This window comes from Nocardia sp. NPDC049737 (genome assembly GCF_040674755.1).
Classification (GTDB): domain Bacteria; phylum Actinomycetota; class Actinomycetes; order Mycobacteriales; family Mycobacteriaceae; genus Nocardia.
This window is the reverse complement of record NZ_JBFANH010000010.1, coordinates 239,985-266,128: the sequence shown is the minus strand read 5'-3', so window position 1 is coordinate 266,128 and position 26,144 is coordinate 239,985. Positions and strand designations below refer to the sequence as shown.

The following is a 26,144-nucleotide window of genomic DNA, read 5'->3' as shown; positions in this document are numbered from 1 at the left end:
GCAAGCAGCTTCTCGCGCAACGGGTCACGCATCAGCCGCGAGCCCGCGACAATCATCAACCACCCCTCGCAGAGCGCCGAGACGAGCGCAGCCTCGACCATCGGTCGCCACGCTCCACGGTTCCGCTCGACCAGCCAACCGCCGATGCCGAGCAGCGCACAGCCGAACCCGATGAGCGACGCGCTGATCGCAGTGCCGAACGCCACCGTCCGCGCGTCGACGGCACCAATGGCGGTGGCCGCGAACGCGACCAGCCCGAATCCGAGGAGTAGCCGAGGACGAAAGGCCTTCCAGGACCACCACCGCTACTCAGGTGCGGTCACGCGTCGATCGCGAGAACCGTGCCGCGGACGGTGGAACCGGTGACGATCTGCCATGGCACGGTTACTCGGGCGGTATCCGTCGGACCGGAAGCCGGTGTGGCCGGCTCGGGACGTAGGGCCCGCTCGACCCGAACGCTTCGACCACTACCGACGGCGATATCGGTGTGCGTCGGCGTATCGAGGACCGAGCGGAGTTCCGTTGCGGCGGAGGAGAACTCGCCCGATGTGACGGCAACGGAGGGATCCGGGGTGTCACTTGTGCGCTGCGCTTGCGGCTGCGCCTGCCCGGCCAACAGCGCGACAATCTGAGCGACCGCCACCGGATCTCGGGTCGCGTCGTAGATCCAGCGTTGTCCGAGCACACCGTGTATCGAGGTGCCGACGAGAGCGTCATCGGCACCGTCGAGTGGTGCGCCGCGGTAGGTGAGCGGCATGTGATAGGTGATCGGTTCCGGTCCAACGCCATCGTTCACCAGCACGAATTCGATGCCGACCGCACCCGCCGGATCGTCGAGCCGGAAGCCACCGGCCTTGCTCAGCTCCGGCGCACGCCCGCCGTCTCGATACCACGGCCGGGTCGGCAACCAGGCGGTCAGCAGTTCGAGCTTGCTGGGCGACATGGTCGTATGATGAATGACAGCCATGGGCCACCCTAACCTTCAACGGCGAGCAGAGGTTTCACGCGGCCTGGAGTCCGTGAGTGCGCGATGCCCCCGGAGCTGAACCACGATCCACTGCCGACCGTCACCAGCGGACCCCAGCCGATGCGCACCGCATGCGGCAGCGAGAAATGCGGCAGCGGCAGCACGATCGCGAAGGCCAGCGAAACTACGCTCCACCGCCGCAATGGCTCCGACCGCCAAATGGCAACGGCGACAAGGATCGTGGCGGCAATCTATCTTCTCAGAGGCACATGGCGCGTCCGATGGCGGCTTCGGCGTGTGCGCGCGGGTTCTCGTTCGGCGCCTGGGGCGCCACCAGGCAGAAGCAGATTCTAGATCTCAGCACGGCTTGGGCTGTCGAGAATGCGCCACCAGCTCCATCCCAGGGACACTCGCGGCCACGACTGGACGCGCGACAAAGTCTGAGGACCATAATCGAACGAGTTTCGAAGTCCGCCAGAAATTTCGCCGTGGGATGTCGAGAATCAACCGGCGGCTTCGTCCCCGAAATGAACACGGCCAGAATGGGCCGTACCGTACCGAGGAGAACACGATGGCCAAATACCTGCTGCTCAAGCATTACCGAGGCGCGCCGGCCTCGGCCAACGATGTGCCGATGGACCAGTGGACACCGGAGGAGCTTTCGGCCCACGTGCAGTACATGCAGGACTTCGCCGCGCGGCTCGAGGGCACCGGCGAGTTCGTCGACAGTCAGGCGCTGTCCCCGGAGGGCACGTTCATCCGCTCCGACGGCGAGGGGCGGCCGCCGATCACCGATGGCCCGTTCGCGGAGACCAAGGACCTGATCGCCGGCTGGGTGGTGATCGATGTCGACACCCACGAGCGGGCGCTCGAGCTGGCCGGCGAGTTGTCCGCGGCTCCGGGGGCGGGTGGCAAACCAGTCCAGGAGTGGCTCGAGGTGCGACCGTTCCTGACCGCGCCCCCGACCATCACGGAGTAACGCACGGTGGACAAGGCCCTGGTGCGGACCCTCACCCCCACGGTGATCGGGATCCTCGTCCGTCGCGGAGCCGAGTTCGCGGCGGCCGAGGATGCCGTGCAGGACGCCCTGGTCGAAGCGGTGCGCGCGTGGCAGGATGATCCGCCGCGAGATCCCAAGGGCTGGTTGGTCACTGTGGCTTGGCGCAAGTTTCTCGACGCTGCCCGCTCCGATACCTCCAGGCAGCGGCGCGAGGTGCTCGTCGAAATCGAGCCCAGGCCCGACCCGGGCGAGGCGGTGGACGACACGCTGCAGCTGTACTTCCTCTGCGCGCACCCGTCTCTGACACCGGCTTCGGCCGTCGCGCTCACGCTGCGCGCGGTCGGGGGCCTGACCACGCGTCAAATCGCGCAGGCCTACCTCGTGCCCGAGGCGACCATGGCCCAGCGGATCAGCAGGGCCAAGCGGACCGTCTCGAACGTCCGGTTCAACCAGCCCGGTGACGTCGCCACGGTGCTGCGGGTGCTCTACCTGGTCTTCAACGAGGGCTACTCCGGCGACGTCGACCTCGCCGGCGAGGCGATCCGGCTCACTCGCCAGCTGGCGACCAAGACCCACGATGAGGAGGTCGCGGGCCTGCTGGCGCTCATGCTGCTGCACCATGCGCGGCGCCCGGCACGGACCGGCACCGACGGCAGGCTCGTGCCGCTTGCCGAGCAGGACCGCAGCCTGTGGAATACCCGTCTGATCGCCGAGGGCGTCGACGTGCTGCAGGCCGCCCTCGCGCGCGACCGCCTAGGTGAGTTCCAGGTCCAAGCCGCCATCGCCGCGCTCCACGCCGACGCCCGGACGGTCGAGGAGACCGACTGGGTGCAGATCGTCGAATGGTACGACGAACTGGTGCGCCTCACCGACAGCCCGGTGGCCCGCCTCAACCGGGCGGTCGCGGTCGGCGAGGCCGACGGCCCGCGGGCCGGCCTGGCCGCCCTGGCCGAGCTCGACTCCGCCCTACCCCGCCACACCGCCGTCGCGGCATACCTGCGCGAGCGTGACGGTGACCCGGTAACCGCGGCACGGCTCTACGCCGAAGCCGCCCGCTCGGCGACCAGCCTCCCCGAACGCGACCACCTCACGCGCCAGGCGGCACGACTCAACGCGCAGCTGCGCAGTTGAGCGCGGGCCCGGTCTCGACGAGTCCGGTTGATAGCTCTAACCAGGTGCGCCGTCGGATACCACGTGCTACCGACTCAGCTCCGGCGGAGCTACATCGCGGGAAGCTGCGTCCCCTGCACCACCGCGATGTCCAGGTCGATCTTGACAGTGGTACCGATGGCGGCCACTCCCGCGCGAACCATGGCGTTGTAATCGATCGCAAAATCATTGCGGTGCAACAGGGTTTCGGCGTGGAACGCGGCGCGCACACCGCCCCACGGGTCGGCTCCGCAGCCGCCGTAGGTCAGCTCGAGATCGATCGAGCGACGCTGCCCGTGCAAGGTCAGCTCACCGGACATCACCCAGGTCGCGCCGCCGGTGCGGCGCAGTCCGCTGCCGGTGTAGGTGATCACCGGATAACTGTCGACATCCAAGAACTCGGGCGAACGCAGGTGGTTGTCACGCATCGAGATACCGGAATCGATGCTCGCCGCTTTGATCTCGGCGTGCCCGCAAGATCGCTCGAACGGCTCGGCGACATCGAGGCTCCCACTCACTTCGGCGAATCGGGCCTTGATACTCGCGATGCCCAGGTGGCGTGCGGTGACGATCACCGTGGAGTGCGCCGGGTCGATTGTCCACGGTCCAGCCGGCGGCGGCGCTATCGCGTCTGCCGCTGGCGCCAGTACGATCGCGCCGAGCAAGCCCGTTCCCGCCGAAGAGATCTGGACGGTTCGTGCAACTGGCTGGTATCCGGCGCCGGTGACGACCACGGTATGAACGCCCGGGGGCAGTAGCTCGGTGACCACTGTCCCGGTCTCATCGGCGACCGCGCGGGCGATCTGGCGTCCGCTCATATCCGTCGCGGTCAGCACCGCATTCGCCACCGGCCAGCCTTCGGCGGTCCGGATGCGGACGGTCAACCCGCTCATGAGCCGTCCTCCGACCTGTAGCCGAGCCGCACGTCGTGGGTGGTTTCGCCGCCGGAAACGGTGATCTGACTGGTCACCGGTGGATAGCCGCGAGCGACGACGGTGTACCGGCCTGCGGGCAGATCGGGCACGATATAGCGGCCGTTTTCGTCGGTGCGTGCCGTTGCGGTCAGCTCGCCCGACTCGTCGAGCACCCGGATGTGGATATCCGGCGCGGCTCGGCTATCGGCCCACGCCGATCCAGCGAGTACTGCCAGCGGAGCCAGTTCGATGTCGTGGCGCGAGAGCCCGCCGTCCGGCACTGTCAGCGCGGTCGCGCTGGGGCGCATGCGCTCGGCAACCGCGACCACGGTGTAGATACCCGAGACCAGGCCATGGCATACGTAGGCGCCGTCATCGGCTGTTGTGGCCGTTGCGAGGACCTCGCCACACAGGTCGGTCAGCGTGATGGTCGCACCGGGCAGCGGCTCACCGTGTCCGGCCGTGCGGACCACGCCCGACAGCTCGCAGGAACCCATAAGGGTGAGGTCCAACTGCTGCCGGCGCCGACCGACGGCCACGTTGACGGCTGCGGGCTGGTGCCCTGTCGCCGATACGATCAGCACATAGCTTCCTGCCTCCGGTGCGCTCAACGCATAGCTGCCGTCGCCAGCTCCGGTCGCCCGCGCGACTTGATGGCCACGCGGGTCGATCAGCGTCAATGCGGCACTCGGCACCGGGCGGCCGTCGTCGCGGTGGATGCGACCACAGAGCAGCCCACCGTCGAACTCGGCCTGGGAGGATTCCGCGATTTGCGACGAGGCATCGAGAGGACCGACGCCTCGACCATTCTGTTCGACCGACTCGACCGACTCGACCGGCACCGGTTCGGTCCCGGACAAGACCGGCGCTGTCGCCTTCCCCATCGGGATGCAGGCCGCCAGCACGACTGCCACCACTGCCCCCGCCATGCAGGTGAAGAACGTGGTGTGGAACCCATCGCGAGACGGTAATACGTGCGGGCCGAGCGATATTGTCATGTGCGCCAGCACCACACCGATCACCGCGGCGGAGACCGATGTGCCGATCGCCCGCATGAGCGAGTTCAGACCGTTGGCCGCGGCGGTCTCGGTTATCGGCACTGCGCCCATGATCAGTGCGGGCATCGCCGCGTAAGCCAGACCGACGCCGCCCGCGACGATCACCCCCGCGATCACAATCCCCCATACGCTGTTCATCAGCAGCACTGCGCACAGGTAGCCGATGGCGATGACCGCGGAGCCGAGCGCCAGGGTGAGCTTCGGCCCGCGGCTCGCTGACAGCCGCGCCGACACCGGCGAGAGCAGCATCATCACCAATCCGGTTGGTGCGAGCGCCAATCCGGCGTTGATCATGGTCAGCCCGAAGCCGTAGCCGGTCTGCTCCGGCGCCATCAGCAACTGTGGGAAGGTAAGCGACATACCGTAGAGCGCGAATCCGACCGCGATGGACGCGAGATTGGTGAACAGCACCCTGGGCCGCGCCGAGACCCGCACATCGACCAGCGGCGCGCGCTGCCGCAGTTCGTAAGCGCCCCAGCCGAGTAACACCACCAGCGCCACCGCGGCGAGAACCAGAATGCGCGCACTGTCCCAGCCCCAGTCCGCGCCCTTGGTGATCGCGATGAGCAGCGCGACCAGCGCCACCACCAGCCCTACCGCACCGCCGAAGTCGAACCGCGCGGGCGTGCGCACCGGCGACTCCGGCACGAATACGAAAACCAGTGCGGCACAGATGACACCGAGGCCGGCCGATGTCCAGAACAGCACATGCCAGTCCGCGTTCTGGGCGATGGCCGCCGCGACCGGCAGGCCGATCGCACCGCCCACACCGAGTGTCGCGCTCATGATCGCGATCGCCGAACCTACCCGCTCGGTCGGCAGCTCGTCGCGCATGATGCTGATACCCAGCGGGATCGCGCCGACCGCCGCACCCTGCAACGTGCGGCCGACGATTTCTGGCACCAGTGTGGAGAAGGAGGCGCAGACCGCCGAGCCGACAATCACCATAAGCAGATTCGCGAACAGGATCCGCCGCTTGCCGAACATGTCACCGAGACGGCCACTGATCGGAGTCGACACCGCACCGGCCAGCAGCGTAGCCGTCACGACCCAGGACGCGTTGGACGCCGAGGTGTTCAGCAGCGTGGGCAACAACGGAATGATCGGAATTACCAGCGTCTGCATGAGTGCGACGACGACACCGGCCCCACCTAGTGTCGCGATGAGCACGCCCGGTGCGGGAGAACGCCGGTCGTCGGAACCAGAAACGGTCGAGGACGCGTCGACAGCAACAGTCACATATGTACGATACATACCGCGTGTAACATACACAATTACGCAGCTGGGCAGGCTCGCGCGGGTTCAAAGAGTCGGTCGAGCGGATCGAGGACCGCGGCCTCGTCCGACCGTCGCTCGCTAACCGAGGGTGCCGTCGGACGCCAATGCGGCTGGGCCCCGGCGGGATTCGGCGACCATTTGGTCGAGTTGGCGTTCAGCACGTTCGGCGCGGGCCAAGGTTTGGGCGCGGGCGTCGTCTAGTGCGGCGAGGCGTTCGGCGGCTTCACGCCGCGCCTGTTCGAGTGCGGTCGCTGATTCGGCTCGCACTGTCGCGACCTCCGCACTTGACGCGCGGCGCACCTCGACGAGTTCGCCGCGCGTGCGATCCAGTTCCTCGCGCAGTCGGTTCAATTCCTCGCGCCCCTCCGCGACGGCCTGATTGCGTTCGACCACAGCCTGTTCGGCGCGTTCGATGGCGCGTTCAGCATCGGCCGCGCGCTGTACCGCCAGATCGCGTTCGGCACCGGCCGCGGTGATCTGCTGGGCGGACTCACGGCGGATCTGTTCGATTTCCGTCGCCGCCTTGCGCCGCGCCAGTTCCACATCCTCGGTGGCCTGCTGCCGGGCGCGTTCCACATCGTCGGCGGCCTCGCGACGGATGGTACGGATCTCGGCATCGGCCTCACTGCGCGCCGCGAAGACATCGTCGGCGGCCTGTTTGGTCACCCGCTCGACCTCACGCAGTGCATCCAAGCGCGCCATATCCGCCTCGGCGACCAGCGATTCCGCATGTTCGGCCGCACTCGCCGCATCGTCGGCGGCCGATTCCGCGGCCGCGCGCGCCTCCTCCGCTTCGCGCCGCGCCTGGTCCGCAGCCACCGTGGCGACCTCGGCCTCTGCGATGCGTCGTGCCGCATCCGCCTGCACGGCCTGCACTTGTGCCTCGGCGATCGCCGGATCGGCCAGCGTGGACAATTCGGCCACCGCCGCATTCAGCGTGTTCCCCAGTTGATCGGCCAGTCCACGGAATTGCGTGAGCAACTCATCCGCGCGCAGCCGAGCCACTGTCACCGGCCCCTGTTGCGTCACAGTGACAGCAGCCGCCGGTGCCTGCGACTCCTGTTGCTGCCGTTGCCGTTCCCGCCAAGCGCGCCACCGGGTGTGCTCCGGATGGTCACAGTATTCCGAGGGTCGCCCCGGCCCGCCTCCGCGCGTAATCGGTCGAGCACATCCGGGGTAATTACAAACGTTGGACACCACGGAATCGTAGCGTTGGTTTCGTCGAATCCAACGTATTTCCACGAAACGAAATACAGGTCGCCCCAACATGTTCGGCCGGAGAACCCACCGAGTCTGACCTCCGATAAGTGAACATTATCGGGGGTCAGACTTCCCCGGGCCCCCGCAATCCTCCTGCACGAGTTCCGTTTACGTTTGGTTTGCGCATACGCAACGAAACACCAACGGAACCAGCGAAAAACTGGGTACCCCCGACCCTGATTCCAAAGAGTCGTTGCCCGGCAAACGAATCCCGCGCGGACGACGGCGCGTGAGAATGTGACCGCTATGTGGCGTGGTTCTGACGGCGCTCCATGGCGCGGGGGTGCGAGACAGCGGTCACATTCACATGTGGCAGGCTGCCGCCGGCCCCTCACCCCGAGGCGGGGAACATCCGCATCGGGGACTTCTAGTTTCCCGTCATCCTGCGCTTCCCGCTCTCGCCCCTCCACTCGCCCGTGCAACCCCGCTCCGCGGGGTCGGCTGCGACCGATAAGTTCCCACCGCGGTCGCGGGCGCGCACCAGGGGGCGGCACCTGAGCACAGGGGCCAAGTGCCCTATGCGATCAACCCGGGCACACAACGATTGGGAAGAAACCGACGAACGCTACCGCAAAACTTTTAACCGAGACCCCTTACCGCGCAGAGCATTCGGCGCGCAGTCAGATCCCGGACTAATTCCGAATCCCGGCACCCAGCCGCGTTCACCGATTAGCGGCCAGCACTGCCGCGAGGCCTTCTTGCAGGTCCTTGACGAAATACTCGGGAACCTCCAGCGACGGGAAATGTCCCCCGGTTTCGGGCGACTTCCATCGGACGATCTGTCGGTACCGTTCCTGCGCCCAGGGGCGCGGACACTTCTCGACGTCGCGGGGATACATAGTGAGTGCCGACGGGACGTCGACCCGAAGTTCGGGGTCGAGCGAGTTGTGGCTTTCGTAGTAGATGCGGGCCGCCGACGCGCCGGTCCGCGTCAGCCAGTACAGGGTGACGTCGTCAAGAACACGGTCTCTGGAAATCGTCTCGAACGGGCTGTCTTCGGTATCTGTCCACTCGGCGAACTTGTCGAGGATCCAGGCAAGAAGCCCGATCGGTGAGTCGACGAGCGAGTAGCCGATGGTCTGCGGTCGGGTCGCCTGCTGCTTCGCGTATGCCGCGCGGTGGCGCCAGAAATCGCGGGTTTCCTCGGTCCACTTGCGCTCGGCCGCCGTCAGCCTGTCCGTTGTCAATCCGGGCGGCGGCTCCGCGAACGTTGTATGAATGCCGAGAATGTGCGCCGGGAACCTGCCGCCGAGAACCGTAGTGATATTGCCTCCCCAGTCGCCGCCGTGGGCTGCAAACTTGCTGTAGCCGAGCCTTCCCATCAGTTCCACCCATGCGGCCGCGATCTTTTCGGTTCCCCACCCGGTGGTGGCCGGCTTGTCGCTGTAACCAAAGCCTGGCAGCGATGGAACCACGACGTGGAACGCCGGCGCGTCTGCATCTTTCGGATCTGCCAGCTCGTCTACTACATCGATGAACCGAGCAATGCTGTCTGGCCACCCGTGCGTCAAGATCAGAGGAGTGGCATCTGCGCGCCCGGATCGGCGGTGCAGGAAGTGGATTCCCAGATCATCAATGGTCGTGCGGAATTGGCCGATCCGGTTGAGGCGCTCTTCGAACGATCGCCAGTTGTACCCGGTGCGCCAGTAGTTCACGACATCGACGAGGTCGGCGAGAGGAACGCCCTGTTCCCATCGGCGAGGGTCGGGCGCGGCGCGATAGACCGTCTCAGCTTCCGGTAGCCGCGCCGCGGCCAGTCGCGCGCGCAGATCGTCGAGGTCAGCGTCAGTTGCGTGGGCTTCGAATGCTTGCACCTCGCTGGTTGGACAATGTGTGGGCATGAGACCTCCTGGTCATCGTGGAACCGGCTTAGACTTATCTCGAACCGGCTAAGACGGTTCTAGCATGACCGATGTCAGCGTGCAACCTGCTAAGGTGGTTCCATGCGCGCTCGGTTCCCTGACTTTCGTCTCGGCAACGTGCTAGCGACCAGCTTCACGGGGACTCTGTCGGAGCGGTGTGGCGATGCTGTGGAACGCATTCCCACGCCGCAGCGACTCGTCGACTGGCTGGCAGTGAACGGCCTAGCCGTGGAGTCCTGCACCACCGCCCAGCTCGAACTCGCTCGGGAACTGAGGGAATCAATTCACGCCGCCGCGACAGCGGCCGCGATCCAAGACCCTCTCCCCGCGCCTGCAATCCAAATCATCAATGACTGCAGCATTCAGGGTCGGGCCGCGGCTATCCTGACGCCCGAGGGCAATCGTCAATGGCGGCTTAGCTCGGCTTCCTGCGTAGAAGATGCCCTGAGCGTGATCGCCGCCGACGCAATCAGCATCATCGCAGGCGAACGAGACGGAAAATTGGCCTTGTGCGCATCGCCAACCTGCCAAGCCGCGTTCTTCGATACCAGTCAAAGTCGCACCCGCAAATGGTGTGACATGAACACGTGCGGGAATCGCCAGAAGAAGGCGCGCTTCAATGCCAACCAGCGCAAGAACGGGACTGCCGCACGGACGGGTGTCATCTGATCTGGCTTGCCCGGGAGGGCGGCCCTGGAAGGAGGGAGTCGGCCGGACAGTCGGTCGCCTACCCTAGGTTTCGGTCAGCATCGGCCACAGTGCCTGCTCCCGACTGGACCTGAACCAAGGCCCGTAGGCCGAGCAGCAAAGAAGGACGCGCAGGTAACTGCTGGGCGGGCTTACGGTTTCGACACGCGCGTCAGGAGTTGGTCGCCCGAGGTTGACCAGCGGTTCTGGGGTGCCGGTAAGGAACGTGTCACCAGGTACATGAGCGCTACGCCCGGGGCGCGGTGTTGCTGATGATGCGGTGGATGGTGGAGCGGCCGACGCTGTATTCCTCGGCGAGGTCGGCGAGACTCGCGTCGTCGTCGGGGTCGTGGTAACGGCGGTGGATCGTCTTCCGCGCTGCGAGAGGCAGTTTCGGCTGCTTGCCCTTGAGGCGGCCTTTCGCTCGGGCCTTGGCCATGCCCTCGCGGGTGCGCAGGTGGTTGAGGTTGGCCTCGAATTCGGCGACCATGGCGAGGGTTTGCAGGAACAGCTTGCCGAACGGGTCGGCCAGTCGTAGATCTGGTTGCCGAGCCCGAACAGCACCTCGCGCTCGCGCAGGCTGGTGAGGATCTCGCCGGCCTCGGCCATGTTGCGGCCGAACCGGTCGAACTTCGTGGTGGTGAGTACGACCTGCCGCCCGGTAGCGGCGGCTGCGGCGGAGGTAACCGCGGTGAGCGCGTTGTCCAGGCCGGTGCGGTTCTTTCGGGTGGTGCCGGAGAATCCCTTGTCAATGAAGATCCGCTCACGCGGCACCGCGAGGGCGAGCAGTTGCTCGGTTTGGATCTCGACGTCTTGTTCGTCGGTGGAGCAGCGCACGTATCCGACGCGGAAGGGCTCGATCACGCCGGAAATCGTTCCATAGGACGGGGGTTCAACGGAACAGTTCGCGGAACACCTCTACGAAACACCAGCGACCAGCGGCGGAATGGTCTCGCCACGGTGTTCCGGTGGCGGATCGCCTTACGGAACGCCACAACGCCAGCAACGCCGTTCGTTCGTGGGGTGATGCCCGCGGATTCCAATGATGGTCGCGATGCTTCGGCGGAATCGGCGTCCCAGTTGGTCGTTGAAGACTTCCAACGAAGTGAGACGGTCAGGTGAAGATGGATGCGGATATCAGATCGGCTAGGCGTCCCGGTGGCGCGTCGTGATCTCGCGCTTCGGCGGTTGCGGCGGCAGCAAGCATGGAGATGACATCCGCGGTGGTCAGGTTTTCGCGGAGTCGGCCGGCGTCGCGTGCTCGGTCGACGAGTTCGCCGAGGGTGGCGAGGTAGCGCTGCCTGACGTCAGGGTCGATGTCGAGGTGCTGGCCGGTGGTGGTGACGAGTTCGCACAGGGCGACGTTCTCGCGTACCTGCTGCACCGCCAAGCGCCAGAACTCGACGACCCGCGTGCCCGGCGGGTCGTCAGGCAGGTCCGGTACGAGGTTGAGGAGCTCGGTGAGCCGGGCGGAGATGACAGCCGCGTAGAGGGCTTCCTTCGTGGGGAAGTGCCGGTAGACGGTTCCGGCGCCGACGCCCGCTCGAGCGGCGATGTCCAGCAGGCCTGCGCTCTTGCCCTCTTCGGCGAAGACCTGTTTAGCGATGTCGAGCACGCGTTGGCGGTTGCGCTGGGCGTCGGCCCGCGGAGCCCTTGTCGAAGACATCGCACATCCCTCTTGTAAGCGGGTTCCGGATTCCGTATCGTCTCTATCCGGGTTTACCAACCCGGATAATACCGCCTACGACGCTCAGGAGTCGACGTGTCTGAACTGATCACGGTGTTTGCGGCATCAGGTCGCCAAGGTAGTGCCGTGGTGCACGCCCTGCTCACGGCCGGGCGTCCAGTACGTGCGGTGGTGCGGGACCCGGGCCGGGACGCCGCTCGGCGTCTCGCCGACAGGGGCGCCGAGGTCGTCCCGGGGTCGCTCGACGACATCGATGCCGTCAGTGAGGCGCTGCGCGGGGCCGCCGGTCTGTTCCTCTACCAGCCCGGCTTCATGTCGCCGCAGGCGACCCCGGACATCGGTCCCGACGATGAGCTGCGTCGCGGGCGAGCGATCATCGACGCAGCTGTGCAGGCCGGGGTCGGGCACATCGTCTACTCCTCCGCGCTGAGCGCCGACCGGCCCGACACGAGCCCGCTGCTGCGTCCCAAGACCCAGCTCGAGGAGTACCTGCGCAGTACACACCTACCAGCCACCATCCTGCGCCCGGTCGGGTTCATGGAGAACTACCTCGGTGCCTTCCGCGGTCTCCGCCCCGACGGCGTGCTCGCCTCCACGACCCCGCCGGACGTGGTCGAGCAGCTCATCGCGGTCGCCGATATCGGCTCGTTCGCCGCGCGCGCGCTCACCGAGCCGGCCGACTGGATGGGCCGTGAGATGGACATCGCCGGGGACGAACTGACCACGCCTCAGATCGCGACCTCCATCGCGGCCGCGACAGGCCGGGCAGTGCATTATCAGCAGATCTCGTTGGACGAGATCCGAGCACAGAACCCTCAGCGGGCCGCCGCGCTTGCCCGCATGTACGACGACGTCGATCGGCCGGCGGCCGACCTGCAGAACTGCCGGGCCGCCAACCCCGGCCTCATCGGTTTCCAAGCTTGGCTCGACACGCCCAGTGTGACCGAAGCACTGAGCACCTACCTGTCCGACGCCGAGCCAGCCTGACAGATGAGCATGGCCAGTCCGCCACTGCATTGCGAAAGACGAACAGGTCGCGCTGCACTGCGTATGCGACCAGCCGACCGCGATGGGGCTGGGCTTATCAGCCGCCGCTGAGGGTGAGTCGGCTGTTCATGTTCAGCTTGACCTCCCCGTAAGGCAGCACGTGCGACCAGAACAGCGGGGTCAGGCCGCGTCCGTCCTCGGCAGTCAGCACGCCGTCCCACTCCGGGTCGGCAAGAACGGCCTGGATCGTCAGGACGTTGACATAGACCAGGGCGGCTTGGCAGATGCGCAGGCACAGCACGCTCATCTCCTGTTCGTCGCGCCGGTTGGACGCGATCTCGGAGGTCTTGCCGTAGTAGATGACCGAGTTGGCACCGTTCCAGGACTCGACCACGTTCAGGCCGCTGTTGATCTCTCTCTGCAATTCGCGGCTTCGCAGGTAGCGGCACAGAAAGATGGTCTTCTGGACCCGGCCGAGCTCGATCATCGCCTGGTAGGTGGGGTGGGCGGCGTTGGCCTTCATGAACCGGCGCAGGATCGCCTCGGTGGACGCGGTACGGGTGCGGATCGCGGTGGCGTACTTCATCATCTGGTCGTATTGCTCGGCAATCAACTCCCATCGGATGGGCCTGGTCATGGCAGGTTTCAGCCCCGGCCACAGGTCTGTTTCCCCGGCGGCGGGACGGTAGAGCTTGCACTTGTTGATCCGCTTGATCCGGGGTAGCAGATCGAATCCCAGCAGCCTGGTCACGCCGAATCCGATTTCGGACTGGCCGTGGGTATCGACATAGCTGGATTCCACGTCCATCTCGGTGCCGTGGTGCATGGCGCCCTCGACCATGGCATGGACCTCCGATGCCGAACAGTTGAGCAGTTGGGAGTGGATGACCACCGACCCGTTCTTCTCGACACTCCAGTAGATGAGCACGCCGCGACGGCCGTAGCGGGAATGGTGCTCGGTGAAGATGTTCTGGTCGTACGCGCCGAAATGGGTCGAGTCCGACGCGATGGCCGTCGATGATTCACCCCAGATCGAAGGCTTGCGGGCGGCGAAGGTGGCGTTGGCGATCTCGATCGCGATCCGCCGCGCCGCCTCGGCGTTCAAGTAGCGGCGGCGCACGTAGCGGATGTCATCCTCGGTGTGGCGGTCGATACCGCCAGCCACCGACTTGATCCCAGTGTTCGTGCCGTAGGCATAGATCGCCAGCAGAAGCCGTTCCGCCAAAACGTCTTCCGGGAGATTGCGGCGGTCTGCGACCGAGGTGACCGCCCGCAGGCACCCGGTCCGCAGCACCGCTTCCTTGAGCATGTCGATCAGCGGCACCACACCCCACCGGGTTCCTACCTGGGATTTCAGTTTCCGTAGGTTCTGCGGCTCCGGCGCCTTGGGCAGCGGCGTCAGCTTGATCGCGCCCTGCCGACGTTCCTTGATCTCCGACCAGGGACAGTGCGGCAGGGCGGTGTGCAGGGCGTCCAGCTCGGCCCGCATCTCGGCTTGCAAGCCCTCGATGAACTCGCCTGCATCGAGGGGTTTGCCAAGCTTCTCGTAGTGCTCGATGCGGCGTTCCTCGAAGTCGGCCGGCAGATCTTCGGCGGGGTTGCGCCACTTCTCGGCACCGACGACCCAGATTTCCTTGCACCGCAACTGATCCCGCAATGCCTGGAACGTGGCGATCTCGTACACCATCCGCACCACCCGCCGGGTGCCGTGCTGGTCGTTCTGATACACCAGCTCGGCCCAGTCCCCGGATACCCCCCGATGCACCGGCACCTCGTCGCCGGCCGGGTAGTAGCGCAAGTTCGTGCCCGCGTACCGGCCGATCAGCTCAAGCGCGTCCAGCACCGGGCGGTGCGTGGTGTTGTTGCTGCGGAACTCCAGCACCGACAGCAGCTTGATCAGCCCAGCCCGGTAGTGGTTGGTGTACGACGAGCGCAGCGTGGCTTTCACCGTGCGCTGATACGTCGGCCCCGACGATTTGAACTCGGCCACCAGATCCCGCAGCACCCCTTGCGGTGCGACCGCGAACACCGTGTCACGCACCAGCTGATCGCCCGCATCGACGGTCGCCTCCGCCACCTTGAACAGCAGGTTCTCCTTGCCGGTGACCTGCTTGAACTCCTTGATCAGCTCGTTGGTCACCCGCACCTCCGCGCGGGCGTTGATCCGATGCACCGTGGAATTCAGCAACTCGACCAGGGTGTCGGTGATCTCCCGGCACTGGCAGTACAGCAGTGCCGCCAGCAACGTCAGCTGTGTTTCGAGTGGATGCTCCCGCAGGTGGCTCGGTGCCTCCACCGCCACGCGCCCGCGCCAGCCGGTGACGATCTTCGGCCCGATATCGGCGAACACGTCACCCGGTACCCCGACCGCGCGGACCGCCTCCAGCTTGGCGATTTCGGTGAGCATCGTATTCAGGCTGACGTTGCCCGGGTCCGACCGGATCGCCGCCAGCATCGCCGGCCCCTCCTCGGCGTCATCATCCAGGACTTCCTCACCACCAACCCCCGACGGTGCGATCAACGCCCGCAGCCGCGCTTTGACCGGCTCCGGCAGTCTGGCGCTGACCTGCGCGAACAGTAGTTCCTCACCGCGGTGCAGCGCCGATCGCACCATCCGCTCGATCCGCCCGGCCGTGGGTGGCTCCACCTTCACCTCGCGTAGGCGCGCCAACAGATGCTCGCGCACCCGTTCGCCGCTGCGCTCGCGCTGGGTCACGTGCTCGACGAGCCACCCCACGATCTCGTCGGCGTCGCTCACGCTGCATTCCCGATACCCCAGCGACTCCCGGATCTGCGTCCGGTGTGCCTTGCTGGTGCGGCCGGTGAAGTCGTAGAACGCGATCTCGGTCCGCTCCACACCTACCTGGCGTGCGACGTAATCAACTGCGGCATCAGGGATTTCGGCACGTCCGCGAGGAAACCGGCCCCGTTCGGTATAGAACCGCAGCATCAGCCCGAACCCAAGCCTCGCCGCACCCCGCTTGGTGGCCACCAGGTCCGGTTCCTTGCCCAGCAGCGTCCACCGGTCGATCAGCTCGTCCTGGTCCAGCTCCCTCATCACGCGCGAAAGCTACACCGCACCAACAGGTTCGCAACCCCGATTCACGCAGGCTTCATGTACTTGGTGACACGTTTCTTACCGGCACCCCGTTCTGGCGGGTCGAGATGCCTGGGCATGGTGCTGAACGCTGTGCTGTCCGGGTGGGTCAGTTGTGGTGTTCGCGGCGGACTTGTCGACCCATGTGGCTCGTCGTTCAGTCGGGTGTCTCGGCCGAATCGGCTGGCTCGGAGTCATTGGCCGGCGCGGAGCGCTCGACGTCGTCGTTGGTCGCAGCCCAGCTGGCCAGCAGGTTCAGGGCGTCCTGCGAGGGTGACGCGGGCTCGGCGGTGTAGGTGAGGAGGAACTGGCGGGGGCCGTCGCCGAGTGGGAAGGTTTCGAAGGGCAGGTCGAGGTCGCCGACGACCGGGTGGTGGAGGAGCTTCACGCCGGTGGTGTGCATCCGGACGTTGTGGGCCGCCCAGCGGCGACGGAAGTCCTCGCTGCGGGTGGACAGCTCCCCGATCAGATCCGTCAGCCGCCGGTCGTAGAGATCGCGGCCGGCCTCGGCGCGCAGCATGGCAACCGTGTCCCCTGCGACCTCGTCCCAGTGGCGGAAAAACTCGGTCGCGTGTGGGCTGAGAAAGACGAACCTGGCGTTGTTGGGCGGCCGCGCGGGGTCGGTGTAGACCGGCGAGAACAGTGCGCGCCCGAGATGGTTGGCGGCCAGGATGTCCCCGCGCCCGCTGAGGATGAACGCGGGTGTGCCGCTCATTGAGTCGAGAACGCGCTGCACCGCAGGTCGCACCCGCTGCTGGGTGGGCCGGCGGCGTGGTGGACGGGTTGTGCCGGCGCCGCGCAGGAGGTCGAGCAGGTGGATTCGTTCGGCCTCGTCGAGCTGGAGTGCTCGCGCGATGCCATCGATGACGCTTTCGGAGACGCCGGTGGCGTTGCCACGCTCCAGCCGTGTGTAGTACTCGCTGGAGATTCCCGAGAGCAGGGCGACCTCCTCGCGGCGCAGCCCGGTGACCCGTCTGCGGTCTCCGCCGTATAGGGGCAGTCCGGCCTGCTCGGGGGTGACCCTGGCTCGTCGCGTGCCCAGGAATTCCCGGATCTCCGCGCGGAAATCAGCACGGATGTCACGGTTGGTTCCTGCCATGGGCTCCACCCTACGAGCGCTTCCGCCGGGTTGGGGGTCCCTGTCAGTGACCCCCTCACCAGGGACTCCCACACTCCCGTGACAACTGGTTTTGTTGGTGATGCACCTGCCACGGCAGTGCGAATGGCCCGGATACGGCGGCTGGCTTGCGCGGCTGGTCTCCAGCCTCTCTGCGGCGCTGTCGGAGAAGCACGGTCCGCCAGCTGGTGCAGCAGCACCGACCATGACTACCGACCGGGCCTGACGGCCGTCATGACAAGGAGAACCTGATGAAGCACGTATCCCTGGGTGGGCTCGATGTCTCCCGCATCGGCCTGGGAGCCATGACCATGGCCGGCACCTACACCACGGGAGGGGGGCTCGACGACGCCGAGTCGATCCGCACCATCCACCGGGCCCTGGACCTCGGGGTCACCCACATCGACACCGCCGAGATCTACGGCCCCTTCCACAGCGAGAAAATCGTCGGCAAGGCCATCAAGGGCCGGCGCGACGACGTCGTGGTAGCGACGAAGTTCGGTCTCGTCTCCCACGCCGGCGGCGGCCCCGGCGTCATCGACAGTAGCGCCGGCAACGTGAAGGCCGCGGTCGAAGGATCGCTGCTGCGGCTGGGCACCGACCACATCGACCTCTACTACCAGCACCGCGTCGACCCGAAAACGCCCATCGAGGAGACTGTCGGCGCGCTGGCCGAGCTGGTCGCCGAAGGCAAGGTGCGCCACATCGGACTCTCGGAGGCCGGCCCCGAGACGATCCGCCGCGCGCATGCCGTACATCCGGTGGCCGCACTGCAGACCGAATACTCTCTGTGGACCCGCGACATCGAGGCCGAAATCCTCCCGCTGCTGCGGCAGCTCGGTATCGGGTTCGTGCCCTACTCGCCTCTCGGCCATGGCCTGCTGACCGGGCAGATCCGCACCGTCGACGACTTCGCCGACGACGACTGGCGCAAGACCAACCCGCGCTTCACCGGCGAGAACTTCCAGCGCAACCTGCGCATCGTCGATGAAGTACAGGCCATCGGCGCCGAGGTCGGCGCCACCCCGGCGCAGACCGCACTGGCGTGGCTGCTGACCCGCGGCGACGACATCGCCCCCATCCCCGGAACCCGGCGGGTCTCGCGCGTTGAAGAAAACACCGCCGCCGACGCCATCGAACTCAGCGCCGCTCAGCTCGACCGCCTGAACAACCTCACCCCGGCCGCAGGTGAGCGCCACGACGAGGCGAACATGGCCACCATCGACCGCTGACCGTCGGCGTCGCTGCGCCCGGGTCAGCCCGCGATCCCGGAGTTCGCGCAGGAGAAGGACTGACTCACTGGCGGATCATCGCAGGTGACCGGATCAAACGCCGCTGGGCCGTCCGCAATCCGACAAACTTCGCCCGTGGGCGAGCGGCGATATCGGCTGACGAACGGCCGGGCGTGGCGACTCGCGACACCGGGTGCCGTTGCTTCCACCGGTTTCGACCCGAACCTAGATTCCTAGCTTCTGAATACTGTTGAGAGCCAATGGGATCCACGGTCGATGGTGCAAACTGACGGGTAGTTGTGTTCGTGGCCGCCGGTGCGGTTGAGCGACGAGTCAGGTAGCGCAGGGGCTACCCGTACTCGTCGGCAAGTTGATGAGTCAGCAGATGACCTACCGAGGGAAGCGAGTACCAGAGTGAGTCTCGAACCTGAAATCCGTACGGCCGCCGGAGTTGTGCGTGGCAGGTGGGAGAGCGACGTCGCGGTCTTTCGGGGCATCCCCTATGCCGAGCCACCGGTCGGCGCACGTCGATTCGGCGCTCCTGTTCCGGCGCAGCGGTGGGATGGCGTCCGTGACGCGCTGGAGTTCGGTCCACCGGTTCCTCAAGTGGCCCATACGGGTTCGGTGATGTCGTCGGTGTCCGGCAGTGTCGAGGACGGTTCCGCCGACTGTTTGACGCTCAATGTCTGGTCACCCGACCTCGGCGCCGTAAGGCTGCCGGTGATGGTGTGGATCCAGGGAGGCACATACCTGGAGAACAATTCCGCGAATCCGCACCAGAACGGTGCGACTCTCGCTCGGTCCGGTGTGGTGGTGGTCAGCATGAACTATCGCGTCGGTGCGGACGGCTTCGCCCACATCACCGGAGCCCCGCACAACCGCGGCATTCTCGACCAGATCGCCGCGCTGCGATGGGTTCAGGACAATATCGCCCGGTTCGGTGGCGATCCAGCCAATGTCACCGTTTTCGGCGAGTCCGCTGGCGGAGCGTGCATTGCCGCGCTGCTTGTCATGCCGACGGCAGCCGGGCTGTTTCGACGGGCGATCAGTCAGAGCATGCCGGGTACCTACTTCTCCGAACGGCTCGCCGCCGCGATCTCCACCACCATCGCCGTGCAACTCGGTGCCAAGGCCACCATCCGCGACTTGGCCCGTTTCCCGCCGCGCGCACTGACCGACGCGACGGACGCGGTGATCCGGAAGATGCCGGAATTCGTTGATATCTGGGGTCCTATGGCGCTCACGCCGACACCGTTCTCCCCCGTCGTCGACACCGAGGTTCTGCCGCGAGCACCGTGGCGTGCGCTCGTGGACGGCGCCGCACGCGACATCGACCTGCTCATCGGCCACACCCGTGACGAATACCGGCTCTACACGTCTCGGCCCGGCGGCGAGCCAACCGATGCGCGCATAACCGCAGCATTCGACCACCTCACACCCGGCACAGATGGCAGCGGGCGCTATCGCACCGCCTACCCGGACGCCACACCAGGGCAACGATTCGAGGTTCTCAACTCCGACTGGCTGTTTCGGATGCCGAGTCTGCACCTCGCCGACGCCGCGCACGCCGGTGGCGGACCCGTATGGTTCTACGAACTGGCCTGGAGCTTCAACTCCGAACAGGGCGCCTCGCACGCCCTGGACTTCCTGCTCATCTTCGGCACCCTCAGCCCCGACGAGGTGCGCGCCCACCCCTGCGCCCATCCGAACGCCGCGAACGAAATCACCCCCGTCGCTCACCACATGCGCACCGACTGGGTGCGCTTCGCGACGACTGGCAAACCCGGCTGGGCACCCTACGATCCACAGACACGAACCACCCGCGTCTACGACGCCGAACCAACCACCCAGCCCTACCCCGAGGAGACCTCGCGCCGCATCTGGTCCGCCCACCAGTTCGACACCCTGGACCTCACGAGCTGAAACAACCAGCGGGAGAAGGGTTCCCAGTCCGGCCGTCCAGCTCGATCGAGGCCGGGAAAACTCGCCCCGACTCGGGCGCGGGCGATGAGTTCGAGGAAACTGGCGTAGGCCTGGGTGCGGCGGGGGCTTCCGAGGGTTTCGCGGTGCGGAAGGTCATGGTCAGCACGTCGGCGAAACCGCGGCCTGCATCGCGCGGACGGCTTGGATGTAGCCCCCGAACCGGCCGGACCCTGGAGATTCGCGCGACCGCGACGATCGAACCCGACCTCGCGCTGTTCGAACGCTGCGTCCGCCACTACGGACAGGATCCCGACGCCTTCCCCACTCCCGCGACAACCGCCTCCGTCTTGCGGCCCACCCCGACCCGAGTGGTCACCCAGGGCTGAAACGGGTATTCACTCCTCGCCCCCTTTCAACATATAGCGCACCCGGGGTCTTGCGGCAAGACCCGGGTCGTGCTGCAGAATCTCCTGCCGAAGCCAGTACCTGCGGAAATGAGTACTGGTCTCGCGGGGATGTCGAACCGCCGGTGGGAAATGCAACTTGGTCGAGTGAGGGGTTTTGATGATCGATGTGATTGTGGTCGGCGGCGGACCGACCGGCGTGATGTTGGCCAGTGAGCTGCGCATGCGCGGCGTGCACGCGCTCGTAGTGGAGAAGGATGCGGAGCCCACCAAGGTTGTGCGCGCGCTCGGCATGCATGCGCGCAGCGTCGAATTGATGGATCAGCGCGGCCTGTTGGACAAGGTCCTCGCGCTCGGGAAGCAGTACCCGCTCGGCGGTTTCTTCGCGGGCATCGTGAAACCCCAACCGGAAGGGTTGGACACCACGTATCCGTTCGTGCTGTCCATTCCGCAGACCGTCACCGAGCGCCTGCTGATCGAGCGCGCCACCGAACTCGGCGTCGAAATCCGCCGCAACTGCGAAGTGGTCGGGCTGAGTCAGGACGATGACGGGGTGAGCGTCGAACTTGCCGACGGCACGCAATTGCGCTCGCGGTACCTCGTCGGCTGCGACGGCGGCCGCAGCACGGTGCGCAAACAGCTCGGCGTCGACTTCCCCGGCGAGCCAACCCGGATCGAGACGCTACTGGGCGAGGTGGAGCTGACCGCGCCGCCGGAGGAGATAGCCGCAGTCGTGGCCGAAGTCCGCAAGACCCAGCTGCGGTTCGGTGCCGCGCCCCTCGGAGACGGGGTGTACCGTCTCGTCGCGCCCGCCGCGGGTGTGGCCGAGAACCCCCGGGTCCCACCGACTCTGGAGGAGCTCAAACAGCAGTTCCGAGAGCTCGCCGGCACCGACTTCGGCGCACATTCGGCGCGCTGGCTCTCGCGCTTCGGTGACGCCACCCGCTTGGCCGAGCAATACCGCGTCGGTCGGGTGCTGCTGGCCGGCGACGCGGCGCACATCCATCCGCCGATGGGCGGGCAAGGCCTCAACGTCGGCATCCAGGACGCATTCAATCTCGGCTGGAAACTGGCCGCCGAGATCGACGGCTGGGCGCCGCAGGGGCTGCTGGACAGCTACGAGACCGAACGCCGTCCGGTGGCCGCCGACGTGCTCGAGAACACCCGGGCGCAGACGGAGCTGATGTCGCTCGAGCCGGGTGCTCGGGCAGCGCGCCGACTGGTGGCGAAACTGATGGACTTCGATGAGGTGAACCGGTATCTGCTCGAGCAGATCATTGCGATCGGGGTGCGCTACGACTTCGGCGCGGGGCACGAATTGCTCGGTCGACGGCTGCGGGATGTGAAGCTGAATCGGGGACGCCTCTATGAGTTGATGCGCAGTGGCCGTGGACTGCTGCTCGACCAGACCGGCCAGCTCTCGGTGGCAGGCTGGGCGGATCGGGTCGACCACGTCGTCGATGTCAGCGAGGAACTGGCGGTGCCCGCGGTGCTGCTGCGGCCGGACGGGCATGTGGCGTGGGTCGGTGGCGATCAGCAGGATCTGATCGGCGTGCTGCCGAAGTGGTTCGGCGCTGCCGTCAGCTGAGCGAACAGTTGGGCCCGCAGGCGTCATAGCCCTCGGTTCACGCCGGCCCCGATGCCTGCGCACCAGCCGCAGAAGCTCGGCTGTCGCGCGAATGAAGCTCTGCCGCAACTATATTCGCTCCGCCAACCGAAGCCACCGGTCCGTGGTCGTGCGGATCGCTGGCTTCGGGCTCGGACTGCATTCGGGTGGCCGCGTCACCGGGTGACGAACTGGTGCTCCGCGGCACCGGTTGCCATGAGGTGGCGGCGACGGCTGGGCAGCATCATGGTCGGGTGGACGACGCTCCAAGCCGCGGCCGCGCAGATGAGTTCCTTGATGCGAGCGCCCATACGGCCTGTGATCACTGTGGACGTGGGCTGATCGTCGGGCGTCACCTTCTGGACGATGCCATCGCGGCGACCGAGGCTGATGCATTGGCTGGCGTAACCGATCGGGGCGTCGGGAACCTTGCCGCCGGTCAAGCGAGCTGCGATGACGTCGGCGCCCTGCCATGCCATCGGGGTCGCGGTGGCGCAACCCATCCGCAGTGGTTTGCCGCCGACCCCTTCGGCGTGCGCGGCGTCGCCGACGGCGTACACATCGGGATGTGAAACCGAGCGGAGGGTGGCGTCGACCACGATCCGCCCGGAATCGGACACCGCCAGATTCGTCGCGGCCGCGATCGGGTGCACGGTGAAACCCGCTGTCCACACGGTCATTTGGGCCGGGATGTCCCTACCCGCCCCGGTGATCACGCCGTTAGCAGTGACGCGCGTGACGTCGGCGTGCTCGTGGACGGTGATGCCGAGCCGCTCGAAAGCTCCGCGCAGGTAGCGCTGGGCCTTCTCGTCGAGCCAGTCACCGACGCCGCCGCGCGCGGCGATCGCGACCGCGAGGTCCGGGCGTGCCTCGGCGATTTCGGCGGCCACTTCGATGCTGGTCAGACCGCCGCCCACGATCAGCGCGGTCTCGCCCGCCCGCAACTCGTTCAGGCGTGCCCGCAGCCGCAGCGCCGCCTGCTTGCCGGCCACGTTGTAGGCGTGCTCGGCGACGCCGGGGACGCCATAGTCGGCGATGGTGCTGCCGAGGGCGTACACGAGGGTGTCGTAGGCAATGTTCTCGCCGGTCAGGTCGACGGTCTTGCGATCCACATCGACCGCGGTGACCCGTGCGATCCGGACCTGCACGCCGGTGCCCGCGAAGACCTCGCGCAGCGGCCGAGCGGGGAGATCCTGTCCGCTGGCGAGCTGGTGCATGCGCACTCGTTCGACGAATTCGGCGTCGGCATTGATCAGGATGATCTCGACGTCGTCACGGTGCAGCCGCTTGGCGAGGCGTCCGGCGGTAATGGCTCCGGCGTATCCGGCTCCGAGGACGACGATGCGGTGCTTCATGGTCTTACTCCTGTCTCGGTGGGTTCGCTTCCTGAACCGGACAGCGGCCCGAATGCTGACAGAAGTGGACTGTGATGTGGGTCACCAGGATTCGATAACGGGTGCTCCGTGTTCGGAGCTAGCCCACCGACGGGTGGCGCGCTCAAGCTTTTCGGGGTTGACCTGGGCGTGGATTGCCGAGATGCCGTCGGCGGTCACCTCGAGGCACACGATGCCGACGACCCGGTCACCGACCACCAGCACCAGGGCGGGCCCGCCATTGGCGACCGCAGAAAATATGGCGGGCCTGCCGCCGAGCATGTTCCGCTTGCCGTCGGTCGGCTTGATGGACAGCCGCAGGAACCGCGCAACGCGCACCGCACCGATGAGCGGCCTGGTGCGTGTCGGGATGAAGGCGCCGCCGTCGCCGATGCTGATCGCGTCTTGGGTCAGCAGGCTGATCAGTGTCTCGGTTCGACCGCTGACCGCCGCGGCGAGGAACTCCTCGACGATCTTGCGGGCGGCGACCTCGTCGACCTGCACGCGAGCCCGGTCGGTGGCCAGATGCTGTTTGGCCCGCCGATAGATCTGCTGACAATTCGCCTCGGTGATTTCGAGCATTTCGGCAATATCGTTGTGCGCGTAGCCGAATGCCTCCCGCAGCACGTACACCACGCGTTCCCTGGCCGAGAGCCGCTCCATCAGCGTAAGCATCGCGATCGACACCGATTCACGCTGTTCGACGGTATCGGCCGGCCCGAGCATCCGGTCTCCGGTGAACACCGGTTCGGGCAACCACTGGCCCACATATGTCTCCCGCCTGGCCCGCGCCGAGGTGAGCTGGTTGAGGCACAGATTGGTGAGCACCTTGGTCAGCCACGCCTCGGGCGTCTGGACATAGTCCCGGTCGGCGGCCTGCCAACGCAGGAATGCCTCCTGCACCGCGTCCTCGGCATCACCGGCCGATCCCAGCAGCCGGTAGGCGATCGCCTCCAGACGGCCCCTGGTGCTTTCGAACAGATCGGCGTCGTGCGTGCTGAGTGACATCCGCCCATGGTCGGGCATGTGCGCAGGACACGTCCACTCGGCCCCGTCCGATTTTCCGGCCCCGTCAGGAAACACTCACGCGGATAAGGAATGGTGGGACGGTGCCGAACATCAGTCTGGATCGGGTCAGCGTGAGCCACGGCGAAACGTCGATACTCACCGATCTCGCCGTGACGTTCCCGGAAGCTCGGTGCACGGCGGTGGTCGGGCCCAGCGGCACCGGCAAGACCACTTTGCTGCGGCTGCTCAACCGGCTCGACGAGCCGAGTAGCGGCCGAATACTGCTCGATGACACCCCGATCACCCAGTTGCCCGCACCAGAGCTGCGGCGGCGCATCGGGCTGGTGCCACAGCGACCGACGCTGCTGACCGATATCGTCGCCGATGAGATCCGGGTCGGCCACACCGATCTCACATCCGATCGCATCGATGCGCTGCTCGCCAGGGTCGGTTTACCGGACTTCCGTGATCGGCGCTGTCTCGAACTGTCCGGCGGTCAAGCCCAGCGGGTGTGCCTGGCGCGGGCGCTGGCCGTCGAACCCGAGGTGCTGTTGCTCGACGAACCCACCTCCGCCCTCGACGCCGAATCCGCCGCTGCGGTCGCGACTCTCATTCGCGAACACACCATGGCCGGTGGCGGTGTCATTCTGGTCAGCCACGACACCGCATTCGTCACCGAGGTGGCCGACGACAGCTGGACACTGCGACACGGGCGCCTGTCCCCCGGTGACGAACGGAACCCCCAGTGACACAACAGCTTTCCGTACCCGGCTGGCCGGGTGTGGCGACCTCGCTGGTGCTCGTCGCACTGGCCGCCGCGATCGCCTACCGTCAGCGGCTGCATCTGACCCGCGAACTGCTCATCGCCGCAACCCGTGCCGCGGCCCAGTTGGTCGCGGTCGGCGCTATTCTGCTGATCCTGTTCCGGCACACCGGATTAGCGGGCGCGCTGGCCTGGGCGGTCCTGATGGTGCTGATCGCCGGGCAGGTGGCGGGCCGACGTGGCAAAGGTGTGCCGCGAGCGCGCCGGGCCGCGACCATCGGGGTCGGCACCGGATCTGCCATCACGCTCGGCGCCCTCATTCTGCTCGGTGTGATCTCCACGCAGGCCCGGGTGGTTGTCCCGGTCGGCGGCATGATCGTCTCCGCCGCCATGCAAGCCACCGGTATCGCACTGCGCCGACTGCACGAGGATGCCCGCAATGCGCGCCCCGCCATCGAAGCGCGCCTGTGCCTGGGTCTTTCGGCGCGCGAGGCGTTTTTGCCGCATCGCAGGTCCGCACTGCGCACCGCACTGATTCCGACGATCGACGCGACCAAGGTCGTCGGGCTGATCAGCCTGCCCGGTGCCATGACCGGCCTCATTCTCGCCGGTGTCGATCCCCTCACCGCCATTCGCTACCAGATCGTGGTCATGTACATGTTGCTCGCGGCCACCGCTCTTGCCGCGCTCACCGCCGCGCGTGTCGCCGAGTCCTATCTGTTCGACGACGCGCAGCGACTGGTACCACTACCCGACTGACGCGCGTTGCGGC

General features: G+C 66.6%; 20 protein-coding genes and 2 pseudogenes. 9 read left to right on the top strand and 13 right to left on the bottom strand.

Annotation, left to right across the window (positions count from 1 at the left end; all coding sequences use genetic code 11):
- Together AB0J47_RS16405 and AB0J47_RS16400 are read right to left on the bottom strand one after the other, a co-directional pair.
- The coding region (locus tag AB0J47_RS16405; protein ID WP_364346083.1) for a hypothetical protein at nt 1-206 on the bottom strand (206 nt) is incomplete at its 3' end.
- Between the two features lie 113 nt (nt 207-319).
- The gene (locus AB0J47_RS16400; protein WP_364346081.1) at nt 320-943 is read right to left on the bottom strand and encodes a 1,4-alpha-glucan branching protein; all 624 of its coding nucleotides are present in this window, start codon (nt 941-943) and stop codon (nt 320-322) included.
- A 595-nt stretch (nt 944-1,538) separates the two neighbouring features.
- Here AB0J47_RS16400 and AB0J47_RS16395 point away from each other — a divergent pair.
- Both AB0J47_RS16395 and AB0J47_RS16390 read left to right on the top strand, forming a co-directional pair.
- Nucleotides 1,539-1,946 carry a YciI family protein gene (locus AB0J47_RS16395; RefSeq protein ID WP_364346079.1) on the top strand — a complete coding sequence of 136 codons (408 nt, stop codon included), beginning with the start codon at nt 1,539-1,541 and terminating at the stop codon, nt 1,944-1,946.
- Nucleotides 1,947-1,952: 6 nt separating this feature from the next.
- Nucleotides 1,953-3,098 carry a sigma-70 family RNA polymerase sigma factor gene (locus AB0J47_RS16390; protein WP_364346077.1) on the top strand — a complete coding sequence of 382 codons (1,146 nt, stop codon included), beginning with the start codon at nt 1,953-1,955 and terminating at the stop codon, nt 3,096-3,098.
- An 89-nt stretch (nt 3,099-3,187) separates the two neighbouring features.
- Here the strand turns inward: AB0J47_RS16390 and AB0J47_RS16385 are convergent, their stop codons facing one another.
- The 5 genes and pseudogenes from AB0J47_RS16385 to AB0J47_RS16365 all read right to left on the bottom strand — a co-directional run bounded on the left by AB0J47_RS16385 (nt 3,188) and on the right by AB0J47_RS16365 (nt 9,467).
- The gene (locus AB0J47_RS16385; protein ID WP_364346075.1) at nt 3,188-4,009 is read right to left on the bottom strand and encodes a YceI family protein; all 822 of its coding nucleotides are present in this window, start codon (nt 4,007-4,009) and stop codon (nt 3,188-3,190) included.
- Nucleotides 4,006-4,914 (bottom strand): carboxypeptidase-like regulatory domain-containing protein, encoded by a 909-nt coding sequence (locus tag AB0J47_RS16380; RefSeq protein WP_364346107.1) that lies wholly within the window; start codon nt 4,912-4,914, stop codon nt 4,006-4,008. Before AB0J47_RS16380 ends, AB0J47_RS16385 begins: the two co-directional genes overlap by 4 nt.
- Nucleotides 4,903-6,327, bottom strand: a pseudogene (locus AB0J47_RS16375) (MFS transporter); the annotation flags it as partial. The pseudogene AB0J47_RS16375 and the gene AB0J47_RS16380, both read right to left, overlap by 12 nt.
- Nucleotides 6,328-6,444: 117 nt before the next feature.
- Complete coding sequence (locus tag AB0J47_RS16370; RefSeq protein ID WP_364346073.1) at nt 6,445-7,377, bottom strand: hypothetical protein; 933 nt, start codon at nt 7,375-7,377, stop codon at nt 6,445-6,447.
- A 911-nt stretch (nt 7,378-8,288) separates the two neighbouring features.
- Nucleotides 8,289-9,467 (bottom strand): epoxide hydrolase family protein, encoded by a 1,179-nt coding sequence (locus AB0J47_RS16365; protein ID WP_364346071.1) that lies wholly within the window; start codon nt 9,465-9,467, stop codon nt 8,289-8,291.
- A gap of 102 nt (nt 9,468-9,569) precedes the next feature.
- Here AB0J47_RS16365 and AB0J47_RS16360 point away from each other — a divergent pair, with 102 nt between their 5' ends.
- Nucleotides 9,570-10,157 carry a CGNR zinc finger domain-containing protein gene (locus AB0J47_RS16360; RefSeq protein ID WP_364346069.1) on the top strand — a complete coding sequence of 196 codons (588 nt, stop codon included), beginning with the start codon at nt 9,570-9,572 and terminating at the stop codon, nt 10,155-10,157.
- A 265-nt stretch (nt 10,158-10,422) separates the two neighbouring features.
- Here the strand turns inward: AB0J47_RS16360 and AB0J47_RS16355 are convergent.
- A pseudogene (locus AB0J47_RS16355) lies at nt 10,423-11,012 on the bottom strand (recombinase family protein).
- Nucleotides 11,013-11,289: 277 nt separating this feature from the next.
- Entirely contained in the window at nt 11,290-11,841 is a 552-nt protein-coding gene (locus AB0J47_RS16350) for a helix-turn-helix domain-containing protein (protein WP_364346067.1), read from the bottom strand.
- Nucleotides 11,842-11,937: 96 nt separating this feature from the next.
- On the opposite strand from AB0J47_RS16350, the gene AB0J47_RS16345 reads away from it, so the two are divergent.
- Complete coding sequence (locus AB0J47_RS16345) at nt 11,938-12,849, top strand: NmrA/HSCARG family protein (RefSeq protein WP_364346065.1); 912 nt, start codon at nt 11,938-11,940, stop codon at nt 12,847-12,849.
- A gap of 97 nt (nt 12,850-12,946) precedes the next feature.
- On the opposite strand, the gene AB0J47_RS16340 is transcribed toward AB0J47_RS16345, so the two are convergent.
- Nucleotides 12,947-15,907 (bottom strand): Tn3 family transposase, encoded by a 2,961-nt coding sequence (locus AB0J47_RS16340; RefSeq protein ID WP_364346105.1) that lies wholly within the window; start codon nt 15,905-15,907, stop codon nt 12,947-12,949.
- A 196-nt stretch (nt 15,908-16,103) separates the two neighbouring features.
- A complete protein-coding gene (locus AB0J47_RS16335) occupies nt 16,104-17,045 on the bottom strand; it encodes a helix-turn-helix transcriptional regulator (RefSeq protein ID WP_364346063.1) in 942 nt (313 codons plus the stop codon).
- A 269-nt stretch (nt 17,046-17,314) separates the two neighbouring features.
- Between AB0J47_RS16335 and AB0J47_RS16330 the strand changes: the two genes are divergently transcribed.
- From AB0J47_RS16330 to rox, 3 genes are all read left to right on the top strand, one after another.
- Nucleotides 17,315-18,295: an aldo/keto reductase gene (locus AB0J47_RS16330; RefSeq protein WP_364346061.1), complete on the top strand. Its 981-nt coding sequence runs from the start codon at nt 17,315-17,317 to the stop codon at nt 18,293-18,295.
- A 414-nt stretch (nt 18,296-18,709) separates the two neighbouring features.
- Nucleotides 18,710-20,218 (top strand): carboxylesterase family protein, encoded by a 1,509-nt coding sequence (locus tag AB0J47_RS16325; protein ID WP_364346059.1) that lies wholly within the window; start codon nt 18,710-18,712, stop codon nt 20,216-20,218.
- A gap of 564 nt (nt 20,219-20,782) precedes the next feature.
- Nucleotides 20,783-22,210: a rifampin monooxygenase gene (rox, locus tag AB0J47_RS16320; protein WP_364346057.1), complete on the top strand. Its 1,428-nt coding sequence runs from the start codon at nt 20,783-20,785 to the stop codon at nt 22,208-22,210.
- Between the two features lie 194 nt (nt 22,211-22,404).
- Here the strand turns inward: rox and AB0J47_RS16315 are convergent, their stop codons facing one another.
- Both AB0J47_RS16315 and sigJ read right to left on the bottom strand, forming a co-directional pair.
- Nucleotides 22,405-23,583, bottom strand: a complete 1,179-nt coding sequence (locus tag AB0J47_RS16315) for an FAD-dependent oxidoreductase (protein WP_364346055.1) — start codon at nt 23,581-23,583, stop codon at nt 22,405-22,407.
- 81 nt (nt 23,584-23,664) lie between these two features.
- Nucleotides 23,665-24,609, bottom strand: coding sequence for an RNA polymerase sigma factor SigJ (gene sigJ / locus AB0J47_RS16310; protein WP_364346053.1), 945 nt, complete (start codon nt 24,607-24,609; stop codon nt 23,665-23,667).
- A 101-nt stretch (nt 24,610-24,710) separates the two neighbouring features.
- On the opposite strand from sigJ, the gene AB0J47_RS16305 reads away from it, so the two are divergent.
- Together AB0J47_RS16305 and fetB are read left to right on the top strand one after the other, a co-directional pair.
- Complete coding sequence (locus tag AB0J47_RS16305; protein WP_364346051.1) at nt 24,711-25,358, top strand: ATP-binding cassette domain-containing protein; 648 nt, start codon at nt 24,711-24,713, stop codon at nt 25,356-25,358.
- Nucleotides 25,355-26,131 (top strand): iron export ABC transporter permease subunit FetB, encoded by a 777-nt coding sequence (gene fetB, locus AB0J47_RS16300; protein ID WP_364346049.1) that lies wholly within the window; start codon nt 25,355-25,357, stop codon nt 26,129-26,131. Before AB0J47_RS16305 ends, fetB begins: the two co-directional genes overlap by 4 nt.
- Nucleotides 26,132-26,144: the final 13 nt, after the last annotated feature.